Raw genomic sequence first — 19,494 nt, 5'->3', positions numbered from 1 at the left:
TTCACCGCACACCTGCCCTGGGCGCCGCCTTGGTGAACGCCTCCAGGAGCGCGCCCCCGGGGGTCGCCGTCCGCCGGCCGTGCGGTGCGGGGTCCACCGCCAGCACCTCACCGACCTCGATGAGCTGCTTGGCGCGGCGCAGCGCGGACCGCAGGTCCGCCTGCGGGTCGCTGCCGCTCAACCGGCCCAGCGCGGTGCCCGACGACGGCCGGTCGCGCAGCCGAACCGCCAGCTCGGTGCCCTTGCCGCCCGGGGCCGGGCGGACGCGGACCTCGATCCGGTCGCCGAACTCCGCCAGCGGTGCGGGCAGCTGACCGGTGTCGACGTCCGACGGGTCGCGGAACACGGTGACCACGAGCCACCCCGATGCCGGCTGGCCGGCGCCGGCGGGCCGGGCGGTGGACGGGTCGATCGCCGACCGCACCTGGCGGACGACGCTCCCGCCGGCGCGGGCGGCCAGGGACGCGACGTTCCCCAGCGAGCCGGTCATGACCGGCCTCCCGCGGAGGCGGCCTGCGGGGCCCGCGCGAACTCCTGCACGATGCGTTCGCAGAAGGCCGGCAGGTCGTCGGGCGACCGGCTGGTGGTGATGTTGCCGTCGGTGACGACCTGCTCGTCGACCACCTCCGCCCCGGCGTTGCGCAGGTCCGTGCGGATGCTCGGGTACGACGTCAGCCGCCGTCCCCGCGCGACGTCGGCCTCGACGAAGTTCCACGGCCCGTGGCAGATGCTCGCCACCGGCTTGCCCGACTCGACGAAGTCCCGCACGAACCCGACCGCCGCCGGCTGCATGCGCAGCTGGTCCGGGTTCACCGTGCCGCCCGGCAGCAGCAGCGCGTCGTACTCGTCCACCGACGCGGCGCCGACCAGCCGGTCGACGCCGAACGTGCCGGCGTCCTCCAGGTCGTTGTCGCGCGCCTGGATCTCGCCGTCGTGGATCGACAGCACGTCGGTGCGCGCGCCCGCGTCGTCCAGGGCGCGCCGGGGCTGCTCGAGCTCGACGCGCTCCACCCCGTCGGCCGCCAGGATGGCGACGCGCCGTCCGTCCAGCTCCCCTGCCACGTCAGCTCCCCGCCATCGCCGGGTGCAGGACGACCTTGGTCCAGCCCTCGTCCCGCTTGTCGAAGTGCTCGTAGGCCTCCGGCGCGCCGTCCAGCGGCAGCTCGTGGCTGACGATGAACGACGGCTCGGCCTTGCCGCCGGCGATGAGGTCGCGCAGCTGCCGGTTGTACTTCTTCACAGGCGCCTGACCGCTGCCGATGTGCTGGCCCTTGAACCAGAACATGCCGTAGTCGAAGGCGAGCTTGCCCTGCTTGGCCAGGTCGTCGCTGGCGCCGGGGTCCTGGGGCACGAAGACGCCGACGTTGCCGATCTTCCCGGTGAAGCGCACGGAGGCGACCAGCCGGTTCATCGTGAGGTCGGCCTGCTCCCGGCCGTCGGGCTCGTGCGCCTGGTAGCCGACGCACTCGCAGCCGTTGTCCGCGCCGAGCCCCATCGTCTGCTCGAGGACGGCCTGCACCGGGTCGACCTTCGAGTCGTCGATGGCGATCGCGCCGATGGACTCGGCCAGCTTGAGCCGGTCGGGGTGCCGGTCGACGACCATGACCTTGCCGGCGCCGCGGATGGTCGCCGAGAGGGCGGCCATCAGGCCGACCGGGCCGGCGCCGTAGATGACCGTCTGGTCGCCGGGCTCCACGCCGGCCATCTCGGTGGCGTGGTAGCCGGTCGGGAAGATGTCGGCGAGCATCACGTAGTCGGTCTGGCGCTCCTCCGCGTCCTCACCCAGCCGCAGGCAGTTGAAGTCACCCCAGGGCACGCGCAGCAGCTCCGCCTGCCCACCGGCCCAGGGGCCCATGTCGGCGAAGCCGTAGGCGGCGCCGGCCATCGTGGGCTCCGGCTGCGCGGTCAGGCAGTAGTTCGTGAGCTGCCGCTCGCAGTTCTTGCAGTGCCCGCAGGCGATGTTGAACGGCAGGACGACGTACTCCCCCACCTTCACCTTGTCGACCCCGTCACCGACCTCGACCACCTGGCCGAGGTTCTCGTGGCCGAACCAGCGGCCCGGCTCGAAGTCGGTCCGGCCCTCGTACATGTGCAGGTCGGAGCCGCAGATGTTCGCCGAGGTGATCCGGACCAGGACGTCGGTCGGCCGCTCGATCCGCGCGTCCGGGACGTCCTTGACGCTGACCTGCCGCGGCCCGTCGTAGACGACTGCCTTCACGCTGCCTCCTCGTGCGGGGTGGTCCCCGAGCCCGGCTGGGGTCGGGACCTCGATTGCACCGGTCGCGGCGGGCCACCCGGTATCGGCAGACATGCCGATACCGGCCCGCGCGCCGGACGCCTCGTCCGGGTCGCCCGCCGGGGGCCGGACGTCGACGCCCCCTGGTCCCCGAGCCGCGGATCGGTCGCCGTGCCGATGCCGACGCCGGACCGCGCCCGCACCCTGGAGGTCCGTCGCCGGGAGTCCGCGGCGGGCGGACCACGACGCACCGGCCGATCCGCACACCGGTGGCAGAGGCAGGGGGACCCGATGACCGTCGACCCGCCCGTGGAGGCGCCGGGCACCGACCGGCGGACCGGCACCGCCATGGGCCTCCCGGTGCGCCGGCGCGGGACCCCCGCTCGTCCCGGGGTGCCCGTGCTCCGGCGAGTGCGGGGAGGCGGGCCGTCGTGAACGGGGACGACCCGCGGCTCCGGCGGATGTGGTCGCAGGTCGCCGGTGTCGTCGAGTCGTCCGCCACCGTGCAGGAACGCGCTGCCGAGCACCTGCGGCGGCTCGGCCGGACCCTGGCCTTCGACGTCGGCTGGCTCGCCGTCCGCGACCCGGAGCGGAGGACCCACGTCCCGCTGGCCACCACCGGTCCGGCCGAGGCGCTCGTCGCCTACTTCCGCCGTCCGGAGGCCGACGACGAGGTGGATGCGCTCGGCCTCAACCGGCACCGTCCGCCGTTGCTGGCCACGGAGCTCCCGAGCCCGCTGCCCGAGCTCCGTGCGTGGGCCGAGCACCTCCTCCCGGCGGGCTTCCGCCAGGGTCTGGCTGCCCCGCTGGTCACGATGGGCGGGCGGCACATCGGCTTCCTCAGCCTGCTCTCCGATGATCCGTCCCGACTGCGCGGGGCCGACCGGAGGCTCGTCGCGGCCGTCACCCGGGTGATCGCCGACGACCTGGACCGGACCCGGGACGTCGCCGAGACCGCCCGGATCGTCGGGGACGCCGGCGCCGGCGTCGTCCTCACCCGGGGAGGCGACGTCCTGCCGTTGCCGGGTCTCCCCGACGACCGCCTGCTGACCCCCGGATCGCCGGTCTTCGGGGTCGCCGCCGCCGAGCTGGCCGTCAGCGGCGCGTTCACCTCCTTCCTCGCCCCGGTACCGGGGAACGGCACCGAGCGGCTGGTGCGGGTCACCGCGCTCGACCTCGCCCGCCCGGACCTCGACCACCTCTCCGCCGCGGTGCTGCTGAGCGCCCCGGGCGACCTGCACGGCCTCACCGTCCTGGACCTGCGGGTCCTGGGCCTCGTGACCGAGGGCGTCACCGGTGTCCCGGCCCTCGCGCGGGCCCTCCACGTGGCCGCGGAGGCGGTGGCCGACTCCCTGGGGCGGAGCCTGGTCGCCCTGGGGACCGGCGACCTCACGGCCGCCGCGGTGCGCGCCCTGCGCGGCGGGTTGCGCATCCCGCCGCGGGTGACGGGACCCCTCTGAGCCGCTCCGGCGCCGGCCGGGGACCGGTCGCCCCGCCGACGGCGCGGGCCGGACCCGGGGTGAGGACGTGCTCCTCAGGCCGTGACGGTGGCGTCCCGCCGGCCGTCGCCGGGACTGCGGACCGGCTCGACGAGCGTCTCCGGATCCTGGGACGACTCGACGAGGAAGTCGACCAGCTTGCGGACGGCAGGGCTGGCCGGTGCCCGCCACACCGCCTCCAGGTCCCACGTCAGCGCTGGGACGAGGGGCCGCACCGTGATCCCCTCGACCCCCAGGTGGTCGACGAGCCCGAGGATGCTCACGGCGATGCCGGTGCCGGCTCCGACCGCGCGCAGCACCGCCTCCGGCGCGTTCAGCAGGTCGGGTTCGATGACGACGTGGTCGTGCGCGGCGCCGGCGGGGAACACGTGGTCCACGGCGCGGTCCCACGTCCCGGCGAACGGCTCCCGCGGGAACATCACCAGCACCTCGTCGGCGAGCGCGGCCACCGGCACCGTGACCGCGCCGCTCAACGCGTGCCCGAGCGGCAGCACGACGCCGAGGACGACCTGCCCCAGGACCACGCCGGCGAGGTCGCGCTGCGGGTAGGACCGGCTCCAGACGACCGCCGCGTCGGCCCTGCCCTGGCGGACGGCCTCGACGGCGTCGTCCCCCCGGCCGGAGCTCACCGACACCTCGATCCCGTCGATCGCCAGCGCGGCGTGCCGCAGCGGGCCGCCGAGGACGAGGTCGGCCATGGTGGCCACCCGCAGGGTCAGTCGCTCGCGGGAGTCCGCTCCGGCGGCGCGCACGTCCGCCAGCGCCCGGTCCACCTCCGCCAGGACGATCCGGGCCCGCTCGGCCAGGACGACGCCGGCGACGGTCAGCCGGGCCGCTTCCGGGGTGCGCTCGAACAGCGGGACCCGGAGCTCCCGTTCCAGCGCGCGGATCTGCTGCGAGAGCGACGGAGCAGCGATGTGGAGTCGCTGCGCCGCCCGGCTGAAGCGGCCTTCCTCGGCCACCGCCAGGAAGTAGCGCAACTGGCGCAACTCCATGGTGGATCTTACTGCGGGCGCGTGCCGTCCACGGGCCGCGCGGCCCACCTCCGCCTCGGCCGGGGCCCGTGCACCGCGGCGTCACCCGGCAGGTCCTCGACTCGCACGGTGGTCCTCCCGGGGACGGCGGCCCGGCGTCGCGTCGGCGCCGCTGGTGGCCCACCCGGCTCCCGCACCGGTACCCGGACGGCGCGCGGACACCGGCAGGTCTGCCGATGTCCTCCCCCGGCGGTGTCCCCCAGGTCGGGGGCACCGGTCGGCGTCCGACACGTCGAGCCCCACGACGAGGGATCGTCTGAGCACGGCGGCCCCGCGACCACCGGCTGCGGGGCCGCCGTGCCGCGGCCCCCGGGACAGCTCCTCGCGGCCGGCTCGCCGGCCGGTCCTACAGGACGTCGAGCGGGACCTTGCCGGTCGGCGGGGGGAAGCTCCGGTCGAGCTGGTCCAGCTCCGCCTGGCTGAGGTCGATCTCCAGCGCCGCGCGGTTCTCGACGACGTGCGCGCGGGTCGAGGCCTTGGCGACGGTGAACACGTCGGGTAGCCGCAGCACCCACGCGATGGCCAGTTGGGCGGGGGTGACCCCCTTCTCCGCGGCCAGACCGCGGACGGCCTGGTGCCGGAGCAGTTCGCCGTGGTCCACGGGTGAGTACGCCATCAGGGGCATGCGCCTGCTGCGGCACCAGGGGACGAGGTCGTACTCGGGGCCGCGCCGGGCGAGGTTGTAGAGCACCTGGTCGGTCTGGACCCGGTTCCCGCCGGGGAGCCCCACCAGTCGGTCGAGGTCGGGGACATCGAGGTTGCTCACGCCCCAGGAGCGGACGAGCCCGCGGGAGACCAGCGACTCGAAGGCGGCCACGGTCTCCTCGACCGGGACCCGGCTGCGCCAGTGCAGCAGGTAGAGGTCGAGGTGGTCGGTGCGCAGCCGACGCAGGCTCCGCTCGCAGGCGTCCACCGTGCCCTGGCGCGTGGCGTGGTGCGGCAGCACCTTGCTGACCAGGAAGACGTCGTCCCGCCGGCCGGCGATCGCCCGGCCGGTGAGCTCCTCGGCGGCGCCGTCGCCGTACATCTCGGCGGTGTCGAGCAGCGTCAGGCCGAGGTCGATGCCCGTGCGGAGGGCGTCCAGCTGGTCGTCGGTCCTGCCGGGGTCCTCGCCCAGGTACCAGGTGCCCAGGCCGAGGGCCGGGGCGCTGGTGCCGTCGGGCAGGGTCACGGCGCGCACCGTGGACGCGGTCATGCGGGCTCCTCCGTGGGCGGGGTCGTCGTGGCCCGGCGCCCAGGCGGTCCCGGTGGGATCGCCTGGGCCCCGGCGGGGGCCGACCGCTGCGTCGCGGTGGCCCGGCACGGCGCTCCCGGCCCGGCCTCCTCCGTGCCCGCGGGCCGGTCCCGGGCCGTCACCGGCTCAGTGCACCGGCCGGTGCCCGTCGGACCCGGCCCGCGCCAGGGACCTCGACACCCTCCGGGCACCGGCGTACGCCGCCCCGGCCGCGGCGATCCACGGGCCGCCGACGATCACCGGGTCGAGGACCTGGTGCTTGAGGTCGGTCCGGTGCTGCCCGACCCGCGACCTGAGGCCGTGGTGCGTGAACTCGGCCTTCACCCCGGTCTCGGTGACCGGGTTGTCCGGGTGGAGTGTCAGCAGCGACTTCAGGTGGTGCTCCCAGGCGTCCACGCGGTCGCCGAGGACGAGCAGCAGCCAGTGCGCCGTGCGGCCCTCGCTGTAGCGGTAGGCGTAGCGCCTGATGGCGCCGGAGACGCCCGAGGGCGGCTGGGCGGTGCCGAAGACCGGGGTGAGCATCCCGTGCTCCGGCGACCGTTCCCGCGGGTACCTCTCCGGCTGCCGCTCCGGGAACTCCCAGTGCGCGCCGGTGAAGTCCTCCTGGAACTGCAGCTTCGGCACCGACGGCCGGTCCTTCGGGTCGAGGTCGACGCCCCAGCCCGGGATGCGCGCGCGGAGTTGCTCGGGCGACTCCGCGAGCGGGGGTTTGTGCGGTGTGTAGGTCATCGGGGTCTCCTGTCGCTCACGCCGCGGACGGGACGACGAGGGGCTTGATGCAGCCGTCGAGCTTGGCCGAGAAGATGTGGTAGCCCTCGGCGATGTGCTCCAGCGGTATCCGGTGGGTGACCAGCTCGCTGGGCTTGAGGTAGCCGTTGCGCACGTGCTCGAACAGCCGGGGCCACTGCCGCTTCACCGGGGCCTGGTTCGTGTGGATCGTCAGCCCCTTGTTCATCGCGTCGCCGAACTTGACGGCGCTGAACAGCGGGCCGTACGCGCCCATCACCGAGATGGTCGCGCCCTTGCGGACGGAGTCGATCGCCCAGTTCAGCGCGACCGGGGAGCCGCCCTGCAGCTTGAGCTTGGACGAGGTGACGTGCTGGAGGAAGTTGCCGTCCGCCTCCGCGCCCACGCAGTCGATGGCGACGTCGGCGCCGAGCCAGTCGGTGGTCTTCTTCATCTCCAGGACGATGTCGCCGTACTCGGTGAAGTTGTAGGTCTCGGCGTGGGCGAAGCTGCGCGCCTTCTCCAGCCGGTGGTCCAGGTGGTCGATGACGATGACCCGGCCGGCCCCCATGAGCCAGGCCGACTTCGCCGCCACCAGCCCGACGGGCCCGGCGCCGAAGACGACGACGACGTCGCCCTGCACGATGTCGCCGAGCTGCGCCCCGAAGTACCCGGTCGCCGTCGCGTCGGTCAGCAGGACCGCGTCCTCGTCGGCCATCCAGTCCGGGATCCTCGAGGGGCCGACGTCGGCGAACGGCACCCGCACGTACTCCGCCTGGCCGCCGTCGTAGCCCCCGGTCGTGTGCGAGTAGCCGTAGATGCCACCGACGGCGGTGGCGTTCGGGTTGACGTTGTGGCAGTTGGAGTACAGCCCACGGGCGCAGTACCAGCAGGTGCCGCAGAAGATGTTGAACGGGATCATCACCCGGTCCCCGACCTGCAGGTTCTGCACGGACGAGCCCACCTCGTCCACCACGCCGATGATCTCGTGGCCGAACGTGTGACCGATCCGGGTGTCCGGCATCATGCCGTGGTAGAGGTGCAGGTCGGAGCCGCAGATGGCGGCCAGGGTGACCCGGACGATCGCGTCGTTGGGGTGCTCGATCGCCGGCCGTTCCTTCTCCTCGGTCCTGACCTTGTACGGACCTCGGTAGACCATCGCTCGCATGGGATCCCCTCCTGGGGCACGGGCCCCGGCTCGGGACAGCGCCACGGGGCGCCGGTGACCGGCTGTGCTCGCCGGCCCCTCGACTCTGCGTCGGGCGTCGCACCGGGGCCACCCCAGGCGGGGCCGCACGGGGGGATCCGCCGAAAGATCGGCAGATCTACCGATGCCCGACGTCCTGCGCCGACGGGCGCGGACGTCCCCACCGCCATGGCGTGCAGGTGCGGAGGGTCGCGGGCACACCCGTCCCCCTCGGGCGGCCGCTCCTCCAGGATGAGCGGACCGGGGCCCGGGCGCCGTCGGCAGGACTGCCCATCTCCGTCCCCGGGCGGCCGCCCGGAGCCCGGGGACGTGTCCGGCTGCCGGGCGGGGGTACTGGCCCACCGCCGAGCAGCCGGCCAGGTGGGAGCACCCCGCGGCGCCCCGGTCGGGGCTCCCGCCGCGAGGGGACCTCCGTCATCTCCCCACCACCGAGGGGACGCCATGCCCATCAGACGCAGGCTCGAGGGCCGCACGATCGCCGCCCTGGCGGCCGACGGCTTCGAGAAGGTCGAACTGGTCGTCCCGCTGCGGACCCTGCAGGCGGCCGGCGCCGAGGTGCACGTCGTGTCCCTGCGGCGCGGCCGGATCCGCGGGGTCAACCTGCACGTGCCCGCCAGCCGGGTCCGCGTGGACAGGACGGTCGAGCAAGCCGATCCCGGCGACTACGACGGCCTGCTGCTGCCCGGCGGGTTCATCAACCCCGACCTGCTCCGGCAGTCCGCCGCGGCACGGGAGTTCGTCCGCGCCTTCGCCGCGAGCGGCAAGCCCATCGCCACCCTCTGCCACGGACCGTGGGTGCTCGCGTCGGCGGGGCTCCTGGACGGACGGACCCTCACCTCCTGGCCCGGCATCCGCGACGACCTGGTGTACGCCGGTGCCACCTGGCTCGACCAGGACCTCGTCCGGGACGGGAACCTCACCACCAGCAGGGGACCCCAGGACATGGCCGCCTTCGTCCGCGGGATGCTCGACGCCTTCGCGGCGACGGCACCCGAGCCGGCGCGGGCGGCGCCGCGTCGTGCGTCCGATCCGCAGCCCGAGGCGCCCGTCGGCTGGGCCGTCGGCGCGCTGCGGTGGTCGCCGAAGCCGTCGGCCGCGGCCCTGATGGGCGTCGGCCTGGCCGCTGCCGTCCAGCGCACCCTGAACGGCCCGGACGCGCGGACCCGGCGGAGCCGGGCGGCAGGTCGGACCGGGGGACGCCCGCGACCGCGGTGGCTGCCGGCGGCTCCGTGAGCCGTTACCTCGGACCAGTGCGGCTCTTTCGTCATCGCCAACGGGACTAGCGCGTCCCGCTCAGCGGTATCCGGGCCCACGGGAGTCAGGTGGAGGCACCGTTGAACAGCCAGCGATCCGTGCCGAGGCCCTGATCCCGGGAGCGCACATGACCAGGACCGCGGGCCTCGACCTGGCCGAGATCGCCGCCTCGACCAGGCTTCTGCCCCAGCGCTCGCAGGAGATGCTCCGGACACTCCGCCGCCGCGTCCCGTTCGACGCCGCGTGGATGGCCCTCGCCGAGCCGATGGGCAGCAGCTACACGTGCGCGGCCAGCACGGACACCGACCACCGCACCCTCGAGTACCTCAGCGGTCCCGGGATGGCGCGCGACATCGAGGTGACGGGGACCGACCGCGCCCGCCCTCCACTGAGCGTGTCCGACCTGCCCTACCCGGCCGCGGACCTGCCGACGTGGGCCGACTGCCTGATACCCGCCGGCCTCAACGAGGCCCCGGCCGTCGCGCTGTACGACCGGGGCGGGCGCCACGTCGGGTCCCTCGCGCTCCTGTACGGCAGCGGCGAGCCGCCCTCCCCGGTCGGGCGGGGGCTGTTGCGCCAGTGACCGGTGTCCTGGCACAGGGGATCGACCCGTTGCGCTCGCTGGCCGCGGCGGCACGGGTGGTACGGGGGGCGTCCGCCGGTGCGGTGCTGTGCCGCGAGGGGGCCACCCGGCCGATGCCCGGTCTCGGCGGCGACGCGCTGCTCGCCGAGGGCTCGCCCGTCGTCACCGTCGCACGGACGTGCATCGACGAGGGCCGGCTGTTCGCGTCCTTCCTGTGGCCGCGCGGCGGCCGCCACGCCCCGGACGGGCACGTCCGCGTCACCGTGCTGGCCAGTGCCGCGGAAGCGCCGGCGAGCACGCTCGGGGCGGTCGTCCTCTCCCCCGTGACACACCTCCGGGGCCTGACGCCGCGCGAGCTCGAGGTGCTCGGGTTCCTGGTCGAGGGGTGTTCCAACCAGCAGATCGCCCACGCGCTCGTCGTGGCCCCGCGCACCGTCGCCGCCCACCTCGAGCACGTCCTCGTGAAGCTCGATGCGCCCACGAGGACCCTCGCCGCGGTGCGGGCCGAGCGCGAGGGCCTCTACGTGGCCCCGTCCCCCCCGGCCTGCCGGGCGTGAATGGGCAGTTCGGCCGATGGCCCTGCCCCGCCGGTCCCGGTTCGCTGGGAGGACCGGCCTCCCGGCGGGGTCGGCGGATCCGCGGCGCGTGCGCGAGCGCGTGCGCCCACACGGGGAGGAAACCATGACCAGGCACGAGTCGTCCGTCCGGGCGGCGGGGCCGCAGGCGTCGCGCGCATGAGCCGGCTGCGGTTCCAGCGCTTCATCCGCAGCAGCCTGTGGCTGCTGCCCGTCCTCTGCCTGGCCGCAGGCGTCCTCCTCGTCGTCGCGACCCTCGCCGTCGACCGGGCGACGGGCTACCGGCTGGTCCCGCAGAGCCTCACCGGGACGCCTTCGGACGCCCAGACGATCCTGTCGTCCTTCGCCACCGCCATGGTGTCGCTGACCAGCCTCGTCCTGACGGTCACCCTCGTCGCGGTCCAGCTGGCGATGGGCCAGTTCTCACCCCGCATCGTGACGGCGCTGCTCGACGACCGGTTCAACCAGCTCGCGATCGGGCTGTTCGGCGCCACCTTCCTGGTCGCGGTGCTGACCCTCCGCGAGATCCGCGGTTCCGACACCGGCACGGTGCCGGGGCTGTCGATGCTGCTGTCCTACGTCCTGATGTTCGCCAGCCTCGTCGTGCTCGTCCTGTTCGTGCACCACGCCGGCCAGGGCCTGCGGGTCGCGGGGCTGATCGACCTCGTCGGCGACCGGAGCCGCGAGTTCATCGTCCGGGAGCACGGGGAGCTGCCGGTCGTCACCGGCGGTCCGGACGAGGTGGTCGCGGCGGAGCCCGGCAACGTGGTCCGCGTCGACCGCCCGGCGCTGGTCACCGCCGCCCGGCTGGCCGACTGCGTGCTGGAGCTCGTCCCCGTCGTCGGGGACTTCGTCGTCGGGGGTGCGCCGCTGTTCCGGGTGCACCCGGGCGCGCGGGCTGCGGTGGCCGCGGACGGGGGCCCGGCCCACCGGCTCCGGATCGCCGACGTCGCCCGCCACGTCCTGCTCGGCCCCGAGCGCGTGCACACCGAGGACCTCGCCTACGGCTTCCGCAAGCTCGTCGACATCGCCGTGCGGTCGATCGCGCAGCCGTTCAACGACCCCACGACGACGGTCCAGGCGCTGCACCGGCTGCACGACCTCCTGCGCCAGATGGCCACGCGCCCCCTGCCCCCCGGGGAGCACCGCGACGAGGACGGCGTGGTGCGCCTGCTCGAGCGCACCGTCAGCTGGGACGGCTACGTCCGGCTGGCCTTCGACGAGATCCGCCTGGCCGGGGCCTCGGAGCCGCAGGTCACCCGCAAGATGTGCGCGGCCCTGGCCGACCTCCGGAGCGTCGCACCGCCCGACCGGCAGGAGCCGCTGGACCGCCAGCTCCGGCTCCTGCACGCCGCCGTCCGGCGCGCCCACGAGGACGAGGAGGACGTCGTCGCCGCGCTCACCCCGGACACCGAGGGCATCGGGTCGGGGGCCGACGTCACCGTCGCGCCGCCACCCCGGGTGGTCCCCGCACCGCACTGAGCTCGCCGCGTCCCGGCCCGACCACCGGCGGGGCGGGAACCGGACCTGCGTCGACGCCGACCTCTCCACCAGGGGCCTGGGTGGAGGCCGGGACAGGGCCTTAGTAAGAACGATTCTCGTTTGCGATAGGTTCACGGCCTCCGATCCCGACCCGAGGAGCCCCCGTGAACCGCTCGCGCCTCCGACGCGCCCCCGCCCTGGCCGCCGCGCTCCCCCTCGCCCTGGTGGTGGGGTGCGCCTCCGCCGACACCGGCCGACCGGCCGCCGCCCCCTCGCCCACCGGCGACGGGCACGAGGCTGAGGACGCCTCGGCCCTCGAGGTGGGTGCCAACGCCCCGCGGCTGGCGATCACCTACGACGGCGGGGTCCAGGTCCTCGACGCCGGCACCCTCGAGGTCCTGGCCGACGAGCCGCTGCCCGGGTTCAGCCGGCTCAACCCGGCCGGCGACGGCCGGCACCTGCTGGTCTCGACCCAGGGCGGCTTCCGCGCGCTCGACGCCGGCGCCTGGGCCGAGCCGCACGGGGACCACGCGCACTACTACACCGCCGACCCCCGGCTCACCGACGTCGTGTTCCCGGCCGAGGAGCCCGGCCACGTGGTGACGCACGCCGGCCGCACCGTGCTCTTCGACGACGGCACCGGCGACGTCACCGCGTTCGACAGCGCCGACGTCTCCCGTCCCGACCGGGAGACGCGCGAGTTCAGCACGCCGTCGGCGCACCACGGCGTCGCCGTCGAACTCGCGGACGGCCGGGTGCTCGTCTCCGACGGCACCGAGGACGAGCGCTCCGGGGTCCGCGTGCTGGACGCCGACGGGCAGGAGATCGCCGCCCGCGACGACTGCCCGAACGTGCACGGCGAGACCGTCGCGGCCGGCGAGGCGGTCGTCGTCGGCTGCGAGGACGGCGCCGTCCTGTACGCCGGGGGCCGCCTCACCAAGATCGACAGCCCGGACGAGTACGGCCGCATCGGCAACCAGTTCGGCACCGGGACCTCGCCCGTCGTGCTCGGCGACTACGAGCGCAGCGCGGAGGACCGCTCCAGCACGGTCGCGCTGATCGACACCACGACGGCCTCGCTGCGCCTGGTCGACCTCCCCGCGCCCTACTGGTACCGCTCCTTCGGCCGCGGACCCGGCGACGAGGGACTGGTCCTGACCTACGACGGCGCGCTGCAGGTCATCGACCCCGCCAGCGGCACGATCACCCGCTCCATCCCCGTCACGGCACCCTGGGAGGAGTCGGAGGACTGGCAGGACCCGCACCCCCAGGTTTTCGTGGTCGACGGCATGGCCTACGTGACCGAGCCCGCCAGCCGGCAGATCCACGCGGTGGACGTCGAGGGCGGTGCGGTCTGGAGGAGCGCGCCGCTGGAGGTGACGCCGAACGAGCTGCGCGGCGTCTCCGGTGACGTCGAGGGCGAGCACGCCGGGTGAGCGGGCGCCGCGCCCGCGCCGTCGCGTCCGGGCTCGCCGCGGTCGCCCTGGCCGGCTGCACCGACGCTGCGGCGCGGGACGGGAACGGCACGGTGGACGTCGTCACGACGTCCTACCCGCTGCAGTGGGTGATCGAGCAGGTCGCCGGCCCGGACGTCGCCGTCACCAACCTCGTGCCACCCGGCGGGGACACGCACGGGTTCGAGCCCGCCCCGGCCCAGGTCGTCGAGCTGGCCGAGGCCGACCTGGTGGTGCACCTGTCCGGCGGCCTGCAGCCCGGCGTCGACGCGGTGCTCGAGCAGCAGCCGCCGGCGCACCTGGTGGACGTCGCCGGGCTGGCGGACCTCGACGGCGACCCCCACTTCTGGCTCGACCCGCTCCGGCTGGCCGACGTCGCCCGGGACGTCGGCGCGGTGCTGGCCGAGCTCGACCCGGCAGCGGCGGAGGACGTCGCGGCCCGCGTCGCCGAGGTGGAGTCCACCCTGGCGGCCCTCGACGAGGAGTACGCCACGGCTCTCGCCGGCTGCCGCGGGGCCACGCTGGTGACCGGGCACGAGGCCTACGGCTACCTGGCCGACCGCCACGGCCTCCGGCAGCTGGGTATTGCCGGCATCGACCCGGCCGTGGAGCCCTCGCCGGCCCGTGTGCGGGAGGTGGCGGAGACGGTCCGGGCGGCGGGGGTGCGCACGATCTTCTTCGACGCCGCCGCCTCGCCGGCGACGGCGGCCGCCCTGGCCGAGGACCTCGGCGTGACCACCGACGTGCTCGACCCGATCGAACGCGTCACGCCCCCCGACGACTACCTCGACCGGATGCGCGACAACCTGGCGGCACTGCAGCGGGGACTGGCCTGCGGGGGATGACGGCGGACTCCCCGCACCGGCGGGGAGTCCGCTGACGCCCGGTGCGACGGGGCCGACCGGGACCGGATGCGACCCAGGCCGTTCCCCGTGGGGGAACGGCCTGGGTCGTCGGGGTGGAGCCGAGGAGACACGAGCCGACCTCGCGATCCGCCCGTGTCGCCGCTCCGAGCTGGGCTCTCACGTCCTCGGTCGCCGTCGGCCGTGGACGGCCGGGATGGGCCTTCGTCGACGCTTCTGCGGACCGGATGCGGACCACGGCGCGCGGTCGGGCACCGGCGATGGTCCGGTCGCGCTGGTTCGACGGGTCCGGCGCGGGGAACGACTCGGCGGAGGCTGCCGACCGGGACGGGGACATGGACGAGGAGCTCTGGCCACGACGGCCACGTCCTGAGGCCGCGGGACGCCACTACGAAGCCGAGATCTCCCACCTCGCGGAGCTGCGCTCCGTGCGCGCCGGGTTGCGGGCGTGGGTGGCCGGCGACCTCCGCCGGGCCGGCGCCGACGGTGTGCTCCTCGACGACCTCGTCGTCGCCGTGGACGAGTTGGCCTCGAACGGACTCCGGCACGGTCGGGCGCCGGTGCTGGTGCGCGCGGTCCGGACGGCGGAGTCGCTGCTCCTGGACGTCAGCGACGGGGATCCGCACCACGCGCCCGTGCCGGCCATCGGCCGTGATCCCGCACGCGGAGGCAGGGGGCTGCGCATGGTCGCGCACCTGACCGTCGACCGCGGTTGGACCGTCGCGGGCCACCGCAAGCACGTCTGGGCCCGCTTCCCCGCCGGCTGAGTCGAGGGGGGCGCCGGCCCGTCGGGGAGTCGGCCGGTCCGCCGCTCAGGCGTCCCCACGACCTGCGGGCCGAGCCGACGACGCCCGTGCGACGTCGGCCCCGTGTGCGCTGTCGCTGCGGCGCGGCGGGCCGCCGTACCAGTCCAGGCAGACCAGCGTCGCGTCGTCGCGGAGGTCACCGCCGGTCGCGCGCAGCACCGCCGCGCCGAGCTCCTGGACGACCTCCCGCGGGTGCAGGTCGGTGGTGTGGCGCAACGCCGCCGCCACGTCGAGGACGGCGGCGTTGCGCTCCTGCATGCCGTCGGTGAGGAACACGATCCGGTCCCCCGGCTCCAGGGGGAGGCGCTGCACCTGGAACGACCTGCCGGGCACCACGCCGAAGGGCGGCTCGATCTCCAGTGCCAGGTCCTGCACGCGGCCGTTGCGCACCAGCAGCGGGAACGGGTGCCCGGCATTGACGATCTCAGCGGTGCCGACCGCCAGGTCCACGCGGACCAGCTGCCCGGTGACGAACCGCCCGACGTCTGCGTTGTCCGCGAGCGCGTCGTTGGCGTACCGCGCCTGCGCAGGGAGGGACAAGCCCCTGCGGCGCGCGTTGCGCAGGGCCCCGACGAGCAGGGTGGCGAGCAGCGCGGCCTCGACCTCGTGGCCGACGGCGTCGGTGATCGACACGTGCAGCGCATCGTCGTTGAGCGTGAAGTCGAAGGTGTCACCGCCCACCGAGGCAGCGGGCTCCAGCCAGCCGGCGAGGGTGAACTGCCCGGCTTCGCAGGTGTACGAGGCAGGCAGCAGCCTGCGCTGGATCTCCGCCGCCAGGGAGAACGGTGTGGTGCGCTGGCCCCACTCGAAGACGTCGGTGTAGCGGCGAGCGGCGATGACGACGTAGGCCAGCGCGTGGGCGACCGCGGCGACCTCGGCGATCGACGCCGGCCCCGGCTCTCCGGGCAGGACCAGTTCCAGCAGTCCGATCGCGTCCCCGCGGTCGCTGACCGGCGCGATCACCCGGGCCCCGTCGTCGAGCGGCTGCACGTCGACCTCCTGGCTGCGCAGCACCCGCTCGTAGACGGTGCCGGCCATCGGCACCGTCTCCGCCCGCGCCCCGGCCTGGGCCCGTGCGCCTCCGGCACCGACAGGTCCCGTCGTGAGACGCACGACGGCGCGGCCGCTGAAGTCGGCGATGAGGAAGGTCAGCTCGCGCGCCCCGAGTCTCTGCGCCAACGTCTCCGCTGCTGCCGCGACGGCCTGGGTGGGGGCGCGCCCCTCGAACCCGGCGAGCAGCGTGCCGATGTCCAGACCGGCGACGGGCGAGGTCGGCATGGAGGGACTGTAGGACGGGCGCGTCTCACTACTCGGTGGGCACCTCGCCGGTGCGGACCAGGTGTTCGGCGATGTCCCTGACCTTCCGGTTGGCGTGCATGGACGCCCCGGCGAGCATCTCCCACGCCTGATCAGGCGTGATCCTGAACCGCTCGACGAGGATGCCCTTCGCCTGGTCGATGACCGCCCGCGAGTCGAGCGCGGTCCGCAGGTTCTCGGCCGTGCGGCGGGCGCTGTCGTAGGCGTGCAGGTTCGAGGCGGCCGTCGCCGCGCACGGGCCGAAGCGGGACGCGGCCGCGCGGGCGTCGTCGTCGAAGGCGTGCGCCTGCCGGGCGTAGATGTTGAGGGCGCCGGAGACCTGCTCGTCGACGTCGATCGACAGCGGTACGGAGAAGGAGCTGAGGGCGCCACGTTCGGCCGCCCGGGGCATGTAGTCCGGCCAACGGCTGTCGTTCCGGGTGTCGGCGACGTGGACCGGTGCGCCGGTACGTGCGGCGTGCAGGCAGGGCCCGTGGTCGCGCTCGTACTGCGCCTCGTCCACGTCGACGGCCAACTGGCCGGTGGAGACCACGGTGGTCGGGCGGTCTCTGACCAGGAGCGACACCGACGTCTCGGTGTCGCCGGGCATCACCGACCTGGCCAGGTCGGCCACGGTCTGCAGCAGGTCGTCCATCGACAGCCCTCGCAGGGACAGCCTGGCCAGGTGCTCGAGCGCCTGCACGACGTCCGCGGGCTGAGGGTCATGGCTGCTGGGCATGGCGCGGCTCCGGTCTCACTGCACCGGGGCGGATGACCTCGGCCACGGAATCCGAACTGGAGTCCATGCTGGCTCGGCACGCCGTGGTTGGACGCACACCGGCGTGCGGTGGTCGCCACGTCCACGCCCAGCCTACGCACGTCGGCCGGGAACGGGCGCTGCCGAGCGGGGACACCCAGGTCGAGGACCGCGGGTCGTCCCGGGGCGACCTCGACGGGGGCTGGGGCTCGCTGCCCCGGTCCAGGGCGAGGCTCTCCAGGGGCAACTCGCCGTCGATGATGCGGCGCGCGAGGTCGTCGAGGTCTCCACCGTTGGCGAAGGCATGGGCACGCAAGAGGGACAGTGCGTCGGTGCTGTCGAGTCCCAGGCCGGAGTTCAGGCAGCCCATCGCCTGCCAGACGACCGACCGCCGTTCGGCGGCCGGGGCGTCCAGCCAGACCGGCCCATCGACGAGCCGGCGCGTTGCCCGGTCGTGGGTCCGGAAGGTCGCGGTCACCTCGGCGCCGATCTCCAGCGCCTCAGCGAGACCGAGCGCCCCGACGTCGGTCGGCGGGACCGTGTACAGGTCGAGCACCCCCAGACCACGGAGCTCGTCCTCCAGAGGCAGCGAGATGACCCCGCGGATCGGCGTATTCGTCACCAGTGCGTCGTAGGAGGCCGGCCAGCGCGAGCGGATCGACGCCTCGTCAGCCACCTGGGGGCTGCCCTCGGCGTGGGCGGACAGGCACGGGCCGGCGCCGACGGTGAACTGCAGCCGTTCCGCGGCCGCCGCTGCCGGGTCACTGGCACCGAGTGGCAGCCGGCGGCCGCCGGCGGGGAAGAGACCGATGCCCGCCCCGTCGACCGGGAGCACCCGGGCGCAGGCCCGGGCCAACCGTTCCGGCAGCAGCTCCGGCTCAGGCACCTCGACCGCGAGGTCGGCGAGGACAGCACGGAGATCCTCGACGACCGTCACGGTCCTCCCTTCCCTGGGCGCCTCGTTCGACGGAGACCATCCCGGCGGCCGCCCGCCGGTCACCCGTCCTGGGCAGCTGTCAGCGTCCGAGCGGGAGGACGCCTCCGTTCTGTCCCGCGATGGCGACCCGCTGGAACGTCCGGTGTGCCGTCCGGGTCCTCCGGGTGGTGCCGGATCCGCCCGGGGCGGCTCGGGCTCTCGTCCCCGAGCAGCCTCCGCACGAGGCGTACTGTCGAGGTGCTCGAGCCACGGGCGTCGCTCGACCAGAGGTCGTCGCCCTGACCACGGACACGCTCGTGCTCGCCTGCCGCCTCAGCGGCCTCTCCATCGCCGACCTGTACTGGAAGTACCTCGCCCTCGGCGGCACCCGGACGCGCGCCGAGCTGATGGCCCGGATGACCCTGGGCCACGAGTGGCCGGCCCTCGAGGACCTCGTCCTCTCGGCCGTCGCAGACGAGGCCCTCATCAGCGGCGGCTTGCCGCCTCTCGCTCGCCACCCGGCCCCCTGACCCTCGCCCACCCGCGCCAGGGGGATCAGGCGCACGTCGGCGACGCCGGGCGTCCGCGCGCCCCGGCCGGCCGGCCGCAACCGTCACGACGAGTTCCCCGGCGCCCGGTGCCTGCGGTGTCTCGGACTCGCGTGTGCGACTCCTCCTGTGGGAGGCAGCCGGATCGAGGTCACTGGACTGCGCCCCACGAGGCGTTCCTCCTCCAGGAGGAGAGCGCTAGCGTGGCGCGGTGACAGGCCCCGGCGATCCCACGGAGACCGGCGCGTCGACCGACCGCCCCGATGCGCTGCTGAGCCGCATCGCCCGCCGGCTGCAGCGTGAGCACGGCGACGTGGAGAGCCTGCTGGCCGCCCTCACGCACGCGGCCGTCACCTCGGTGCCCGGTGCCGAGGCCGCCAGCATCAGCTACATCCACGAACGGCGGCACGTGACGTCGCGGGCAGCGACCGCCGACCTGCCCCGGGACCTCGACGAGGCGCAGGACCGGCTGCACGAAGGCCCGTGCCTCGACGCGGTGTGGGACCACCGTTTCGTCCTGGTCGAGGACATGGCGTCCGGGCCGCGGTGGCCACGATTCGCCGCCGAGGCATCCGCACTGGGCGTGGGCAGCAGCCTGAGCCTCCAGCTGATCGTCGCGGGCGACCGCCTCGGCGCGCTCAACCTCTACGCACGCACGCCAGGCGCCTTCGGGGTGGAGTCCGTCGACACGGGGCTGGCGATCGCCTCCCACGCGGCGATCGCCTTGGCCGGCGCGCAGACCGAACACCACCTCCGGACGGCCATCGACAGCCGCGATCTGATCGGCCAGGCCAAGGGCATCCTGATGGAGCGGTACAAGCTGACCGCCGCGCAGGCGTTCGCGGTGCTGGTGCGCGCCTCTCAGGAGGCCAACCGCAAGGTCGTCGACGTCGCCCTGCAGCTCTGTGACACCGGAGCCTGGTCCGGGTCGCCGAGATCCGGGGACCGACTGGACCCTGCTGCGCAGACCTCACGTCACGATCATGCGGACCATCTGCGGGCCAGACCTGACCGCGGCTGACGA

General features: G+C 74.6%; 20 protein-coding genes. 10 read left to right on the top strand and 10 right to left on the bottom strand.

Annotation, left to right across the window (positions count from 1 at the left end; all coding sequences use genetic code 11):
* Nucleotide 1: 1 nt before the first annotated feature.
* Genes BUE37_RS04965 through BUE37_RS04955 form a run of 3 tightly spaced genes read right to left on the bottom strand, consistent with a single transcriptional unit; the run spans nucleotide 2 to nucleotide 2,218 of the window.
* On the bottom strand, nucleotides 2-490 hold the full coding sequence (locus BUE37_RS04965; RefSeq protein ID WP_073418969.1) for an SRPBCC family protein: 489 nt from the start codon (nucleotides 488-490) through the stop codon (nucleotides 2-4).
* Nucleotides 487-1,062 (bottom strand): type 1 glutamine amidotransferase domain-containing protein, encoded by a 576-nt coding sequence (locus BUE37_RS04960; RefSeq protein ID WP_073418968.1) that lies wholly within the window; start codon nucleotides 1,060-1,062, stop codon nucleotides 487-489. Before BUE37_RS04960 ends, BUE37_RS04965 begins: the two co-directional genes overlap by 4 nt.
* Before the next feature lies 1 nt (nucleotide 1,063).
* Nucleotides 1,064-2,218: a glutathione-independent formaldehyde dehydrogenase gene (locus tag BUE37_RS04955; RefSeq protein WP_073418967.1), complete on the bottom strand. Its 1,155-nt coding sequence runs from the start codon at nucleotides 2,216-2,218 to the stop codon at nucleotides 1,064-1,066.
* 449 nt (nucleotides 2,219-2,667) lie between these two features.
* On the opposite strand from BUE37_RS04955, the gene BUE37_RS04950 reads away from it, so the two are divergent.
* Nucleotides 2,668-3,696 carry a GAF domain-containing protein gene (locus BUE37_RS04950; RefSeq protein WP_083628294.1) on the top strand — a complete coding sequence of 343 codons (1,029 nt, stop codon included), beginning with the start codon at nucleotides 2,668-2,670 and terminating at the stop codon, nucleotides 3,694-3,696.
* 74 nt (nucleotides 3,697-3,770) lie between these two features.
* Here BUE37_RS04950 and BUE37_RS04945 read toward each other — a convergent pair whose 3' ends face one another.
* The 4 genes from BUE37_RS04945 to BUE37_RS04930 form a co-directional block, all read right to left on the bottom strand.
* Nucleotides 3,771-4,730 (bottom strand): LysR family transcriptional regulator, encoded by a 960-nt coding sequence (locus BUE37_RS04945; protein WP_073418966.1) that lies wholly within the window; start codon nucleotides 4,728-4,730, stop codon nucleotides 3,771-3,773.
* A gap of 385 nt (nucleotides 4,731-5,115) precedes the next feature.
* On the bottom strand, nucleotides 5,116-5,964 hold the full coding sequence (locus BUE37_RS04940) for an aldo/keto reductase (protein WP_073418965.1): 849 nt from the start codon (nucleotides 5,962-5,964) through the stop codon (nucleotides 5,116-5,118).
* A gap of 165 nt (nucleotides 5,965-6,129) precedes the next feature.
* Complete coding sequence (locus BUE37_RS04935; RefSeq protein WP_073418964.1) at nucleotides 6,130-6,732, bottom strand: hypothetical protein; 603 nt, start codon at nucleotides 6,730-6,732, stop codon at nucleotides 6,130-6,132.
* Between the two features lie 16 nt (nucleotides 6,733-6,748).
* Complete coding sequence (locus BUE37_RS04930) at nucleotides 6,749-7,897, bottom strand: zinc-dependent alcohol dehydrogenase (protein ID WP_073418963.1); 1,149 nt, start codon at nucleotides 7,895-7,897, stop codon at nucleotides 6,749-6,751.
* A gap of 480 nt (nucleotides 7,898-8,377) precedes the next feature.
* Between BUE37_RS04930 and BUE37_RS04925 the strand changes: the two genes are divergently transcribed.
* The 7 genes from BUE37_RS04925 to BUE37_RS04900 all read left to right on the top strand — a co-directional run bounded on the left by BUE37_RS04925 (nucleotide 8,378) and on the right by BUE37_RS04900 (nucleotide 14,914).
* The gene (locus BUE37_RS04925) at nucleotides 8,378-9,169 is read left to right on the top strand and encodes a type 1 glutamine amidotransferase domain-containing protein (RefSeq protein WP_073418962.1); all 792 of its coding nucleotides are present in this window, start codon (nucleotides 8,378-8,380) and stop codon (nucleotides 9,167-9,169) included.
* Nucleotides 9,170-9,317: 148 nt separating this feature from the next.
* Complete coding sequence (locus tag BUE37_RS24355; RefSeq protein WP_245794285.1) at nucleotides 9,318-9,773, top strand: hypothetical protein; 456 nt, start codon at nucleotides 9,318-9,320, stop codon at nucleotides 9,771-9,773.
* Nucleotides 9,774-9,886: 113 nt separating this feature from the next.
* Entirely contained in the window at nucleotides 9,887-10,330 is a 444-nt protein-coding gene (locus tag BUE37_RS24350) for a helix-turn-helix transcriptional regulator (RefSeq protein ID WP_245794284.1), read from the top strand.
* 177 nt (nucleotides 10,331-10,507) lie between these two features.
* Nucleotides 10,508-11,830, top strand: coding sequence for a DUF2254 domain-containing protein (locus tag BUE37_RS04915; protein WP_073418961.1), 1,323 nt, complete (start codon nucleotides 10,508-10,510; stop codon nucleotides 11,828-11,830).
* A gap of 164 nt (nucleotides 11,831-11,994) precedes the next feature.
* Nucleotides 11,995-13,266, top strand: coding sequence for a zinc metallochaperone AztD (gene aztD, locus BUE37_RS04910; protein ID WP_139252818.1), 1,272 nt, complete (start codon nucleotides 11,995-11,997; stop codon nucleotides 13,264-13,266).
* Nucleotides 13,263-14,129 (top strand): metal ABC transporter substrate-binding protein, encoded by an 867-nt coding sequence (locus tag BUE37_RS04905; RefSeq protein WP_073418958.1) that lies wholly within the window; start codon nucleotides 13,263-13,265, stop codon nucleotides 14,127-14,129. The genes aztD and BUE37_RS04905 overlap by 4 nt, the downstream gene beginning before the upstream one ends.
* Nucleotides 14,130-14,482: 353 nt before the next feature.
* Nucleotides 14,483-14,914 (top strand): ATP-binding protein, encoded by a 432-nt coding sequence (locus BUE37_RS04900; protein ID WP_073419576.1) that lies wholly within the window; start codon nucleotides 14,483-14,485, stop codon nucleotides 14,912-14,914.
* A gap of 45 nt (nucleotides 14,915-14,959) precedes the next feature.
* Here BUE37_RS04900 and BUE37_RS04895 read toward each other — a convergent pair whose 3' ends face one another.
* The 3 genes from BUE37_RS04895 to BUE37_RS23675 are packed head-to-tail and all read right to left on the bottom strand — an operon-like array spanning nucleotide 14,960 to nucleotide 17,943.
* A complete protein-coding gene (locus tag BUE37_RS04895; protein WP_073418957.1) occupies nucleotides 14,960-16,231 on the bottom strand; it encodes a PP2C family protein-serine/threonine phosphatase in 1,272 nt (423 codons plus the stop codon).
* A gap of 28 nt (nucleotides 16,232-16,259) precedes the next feature.
* On the bottom strand, nucleotides 16,260-16,988 hold the full coding sequence (locus BUE37_RS04890) for a GAF and ANTAR domain-containing protein (RefSeq protein WP_073418955.1): 729 nt from the start codon (nucleotides 16,986-16,988) through the stop codon (nucleotides 16,260-16,262).
* Nucleotides 16,972-17,943 (bottom strand): ANTAR domain-containing protein, encoded by a 972-nt coding sequence (locus BUE37_RS23675; RefSeq protein ID WP_073418954.1) that lies wholly within the window; start codon nucleotides 17,941-17,943, stop codon nucleotides 16,972-16,974. The genes BUE37_RS04890 and BUE37_RS23675 overlap by 17 nt, the downstream gene beginning before the upstream one ends.
* Nucleotides 17,944-18,239: 296 nt before the next feature.
* Between BUE37_RS23675 and BUE37_RS23265 the strand changes: the two genes are divergently transcribed.
* Together BUE37_RS23265 and BUE37_RS04875 are read left to right on the top strand one after the other, a co-directional pair.
* Nucleotides 18,240-18,452 carry a hypothetical protein gene (locus BUE37_RS23265; RefSeq protein ID WP_139252817.1) on the top strand — a complete coding sequence of 71 codons (213 nt, stop codon included), beginning with the start codon at nucleotides 18,240-18,242 and terminating at the stop codon, nucleotides 18,450-18,452.
* A gap of 229 nt (nucleotides 18,453-18,681) precedes the next feature.
* Nucleotides 18,682-19,491, top strand: a complete 810-nt coding sequence (locus BUE37_RS04875) for a GAF and ANTAR domain-containing protein (protein ID WP_073418951.1) — start codon at nucleotides 18,682-18,684, stop codon at nucleotides 19,489-19,491.
* The last annotated feature ends 3 nt before the right edge of the window (nucleotides 19,492-19,494 follow it).

It is taken from the genome of Geodermatophilus nigrescens, from assembly GCF_900129495.1.
GTDB classification, from domain to species: domain Bacteria; phylum Actinomycetota; class Actinomycetes; order Mycobacteriales; family Geodermatophilaceae; genus Geodermatophilus; species Geodermatophilus nigrescens.
The sequence above is the reverse complement of the archived record's forward strand: the minus strand, read 5'-3'. Positions and strand labels throughout refer to the sequence as shown.

Excerpts from the sequence above, each read along its gene's own strand:
- BUE37_RS04965 (WP_073418969.1), bottom strand. The coding sequence starts at position 490 with ATGACCGGCTCGCTGGGGAACGTCGCGTCCCTGGCCGCCCGCGCCGGC.
- BUE37_RS04945 (WP_073418966.1), bottom strand. The coding sequence starts at position 4,730 with ATGGAGTTGCGCCAGTTGCGCTACTTCCTGGCGGTGGCCGAGGAAGGC.
- BUE37_RS04940 (WP_073418965.1), bottom strand. The coding sequence starts at position 5,964 with ATGACCGCGTCCACGGTGCGCGCCGTGACCCTGCCCGACGGCACCAGC.
- BUE37_RS04935 (WP_073418964.1), bottom strand. The coding sequence starts at position 6,732 with ATGACCTACACACCGCACAAACCCCCGCTCGCGGAGTCGCCCGAGCAA.
- BUE37_RS04930 (WP_073418963.1), bottom strand. The coding sequence starts at position 7,897 with ATGCGAGCGATGGTCTACCGAGGTCCGTACAAGGTCAGGACCGAGGAG.
- BUE37_RS04925 (WP_073418962.1), top strand. The coding sequence starts at position 8,378 with ATGCCCATCAGACGCAGGCTCGAGGGCCGCACGATCGCCGCCCTGGCG.
- BUE37_RS24355 (WP_245794285.1), top strand. The coding sequence starts at position 9,318 with ATGACCAGGACCGCGGGCCTCGACCTGGCCGAGATCGCCGCCTCGACC.
- BUE37_RS24350 (WP_245794284.1), top strand. The coding sequence starts at position 9,887 with ATGCCCGGTCTCGGCGGCGACGCGCTGCTCGCCGAGGGCTCGCCCGTC.
- BUE37_RS04915 (WP_073418961.1), top strand. The coding sequence starts at position 10,508 with ATGAGCCGGCTGCGGTTCCAGCGCTTCATCCGCAGCAGCCTGTGGCTG.
- BUE37_RS04900 (WP_073419576.1), top strand. The coding sequence starts at position 14,483 with ATGGACGAGGAGCTCTGGCCACGACGGCCACGTCCTGAGGCCGCGGGA.
- BUE37_RS04895 (WP_073418957.1), bottom strand. The coding sequence starts at position 16,231 with ATGCCGACCTCGCCCGTCGCCGGTCTGGACATCGGCACGCTGCTCGCC.
- BUE37_RS04890 (WP_073418955.1), bottom strand. The coding sequence starts at position 16,988 with ATGCCCAGCAGCCATGACCCTCAGCCCGCGGACGTCGTGCAGGCGCTC.